The 2,152-nt window shown below is 65.2% G+C and carries 6 protein-coding genes; all 6 read right to left on the bottom strand.

What is annotated here, in order from left to right:
- Positions 1 to 70: 70 nt before the first annotated feature.
- Complete coding sequence (gene rplX, locus AC1P6P_RS03385) at positions 71 to 391, bottom strand: 50S ribosomal protein L24 (protein ID WP_481401026.1); 321 nt, start codon at positions 389 to 391, stop codon at positions 71 to 73.
- A complete protein-coding gene (gene rplN / locus AC1P6P_RS03380; RefSeq protein ID WP_481401025.1) occupies positions 391 to 759 on the bottom strand; it encodes a 50S ribosomal protein L14 in 369 nt (122 codons plus the stop codon). The genes rplX and rplN overlap by 1 nt, the downstream gene beginning before the upstream one ends.
- A 65-nt stretch (positions 760 to 824) precedes the next feature.
- A complete protein-coding gene (gene rpsQ / locus AC1P6P_RS03375; protein WP_481401024.1) occupies positions 825 to 1,094 on the bottom strand; it encodes a 30S ribosomal protein S17 in 270 nt (89 codons plus the stop codon).
- Positions 1,095 to 1,105: 11 nt separating this feature from the next.
- Complete coding sequence (rpmC, locus tag AC1P6P_RS03370; RefSeq protein WP_481401023.1) at positions 1,106 to 1,309, bottom strand: 50S ribosomal protein L29; 204 nt, start codon at positions 1,307 to 1,309, stop codon at positions 1,106 to 1,108.
- Positions 1,309 to 1,743 (bottom strand): 50S ribosomal protein L16, encoded by a 435-nt coding sequence (rplP, locus tag AC1P6P_RS03365; RefSeq protein WP_481401022.1) that lies wholly within the window; start codon positions 1,741 to 1,743, stop codon positions 1,309 to 1,311. Before rplP ends, rpmC begins: the two co-directional genes overlap by 1 nt.
- Before the next feature lie 15 nt (positions 1,744 to 1,758).
- A partial coding sequence (rpsC, locus tag AC1P6P_RS03360) for a 30S ribosomal protein S3 (RefSeq protein ID WP_481401021.1) occupies positions 1,759 to 2,152 on the bottom strand: 394 nt, incomplete at its 5' end.

Below are 2,152 nucleotides of genomic sequence, written 5' to 3'. Positions count from 1 at the left end.
GCCGAACTTCTCGGTCATCGCCGCAACGACCTTCTCGTCGTACAGCTTGCGGAAGCGCGGAGTGTAGGTGTCAGCCATCGATGGTCTCCCCCGACTTGACAGCAACGCGGACCTTCTTGCCATCCTTCAGCTCGAAGCGCACGCGGGTCGCGACGCCCGACTTCGGATCGACCAGACCCACCTTCGAGATCGCCATCGGCGCCTCGCGACGGTCGATGCCGCCCTGGGGGTTGGCCTGGCTCGGCTTGCGGTGACGGGCGGCGATGTTCACGCCGGCGACCAGAACCTTGCCTTCCTTGGGCAGCACGGCGAGGACGGTGCCGGTACGGCCCTTGTCCTTGCCCGAACGGACGATCACGTTATCGCCCTTCTTGATCTTCGAGGCCGACATCACAGCACCTCCGGAGCAAGGCTGATGATCTTCATGTAGCCCTTGGCGCGCAGTTCGCGAACCACGGGGCCGAAGATACGCGTGCCGATCGGCTCCGCGTTCTTGTTGATCAGCACGGCAGCGTTGGTGTCGAAGCGGATCACCGAACCGTCAGGACGACGCACGTCCTTGCGGGTCCGCACGATCACCGCGCGGTGAACGTCGCCCTTCTTGACCTTGGCGCGCGGCTGCGCCTCCTTGATGGAGACGACGATGATGTCGCCCACGCCGGCGGTCCGGCGCTTCGATCCGCCCAGCACCTTGATGCACTGGACGCGCTTGGCGCCGCTGTTGTCAGCGACCTCAAGCTGGGATTGCATCTGGATCATAGATCCGGTTCCTTCTCAATCGGCTTGCCGGAACCAGTCCGGCAGTTCCAAATCAGTGGCTTGGCTCAGACGTCGGCTTCGACCGCGGCGGTCTTGCCCGCCGTCACCCGCTCGATGACCTTCCAGGTCTTGAGCTTGGAGACCGGGGCGGTCTCCTCGATGCGGACGGTCTCGCCGGTCTTGTAGGCGTTGGCCTCGTCGTGGGCGTGGTACTTCTTCGAACGGCGGATGATCTTCCCGTAGAGCGGGTGCTTCACCTTGCGCTCGACCTTGACCACGACGGTCTTGTCGGTCTTGTCGGACACCACGGTCCCGATCAGGATACGCTTGGGCATCGTGTGTCTCCTTACGCCTTGGCGGCCGCGGAACGCTCGGTCTGGAGCGTCTTGATGCGGGCGATGTCGCGGCGCACTTCCTTGATGCGGGCCGGGCGTTCGAGCTGGTTGGTCGCCGCCTGGAAGCGGAGGTTGAACGCCTCCTTCTTCAGGTCCGCGAGGTCGGCGGTCAGCTGGTCGTCGCTCTTGGCGCGCAGGTCAGCGGTCTTGGCCATTATTCGCCTCCCAGGTGCGTGGTGTCGCCGAGGCGGGCGACGACCTTGGTCTTGATCGGCAGCTTCATCGCGGCGCGGCTGAACGCTTCCGCGGCCAGCGGGCCGGCAACGCCGTCGAGCTCGTACAGGATCCGGCCCGGCTTCACGCGCGCGGCCCAGTATTCGATCGAGCCCTTGCCCTTGCCCTGACGGACTTCGGCGGGCTTCTTCGAGACCGGAACGTCCGGGAAGACGCGGATCCAGAGGCGGCCCTGGCGCTTGATGTGGCGGGTGATCGCGCGGCGGGCCGCTTCGATCTGGCGGGCGGTGATCCGCTCAGGCTCGAGCGCCTTCAGGCCGTACGAGCCGAAGTTCAGGTCGGTCCCACCCTTGGCGTCGCCATGGATGCGTCCCTTGAACATCTTGCGGAACTTGGTCTTCTTCGGTTGCAGCATCGTTCTTACTCTGCCTTAGCGCGCCGGGCGGACGCCGGAGGTCTGAGCCTCCATCATCAGCCGGTCCTGGGCCATCGGGTCGTGACCAAGGATTTCACCCTTGAACACCCACACCTTGATGCCGATCACCCCGTAGGTGGTCAGCGCCTCGGCTTCGGCATAGTCGATGTTGGCGCGCAGCGTGTGCAGCGGCACGCGGCCCTCGCGATACTGCTCGACACGGGCGATTTCGGCGCCGCCGAGACGACCGCCGCAGACCACCTTGATGCCTTCGGCACCGAGGCGCATCGCCGACTGCATCGCGCGCTTCATGGCACGACGGAATGCGACACGGCGAACGAGCTGATCGGCAATGCCCTGGGCGACGAGCTTGGCGTCGATTTCCGGCTTGCGGATCTCGACGATGTTC

The organism is Rhizomicrobium sp., from assembly GCF_056722145.1.
Note: the sequence above shows the minus strand (reverse complement) of the source record. Positions and strands in the feature narration are given on the sequence as shown.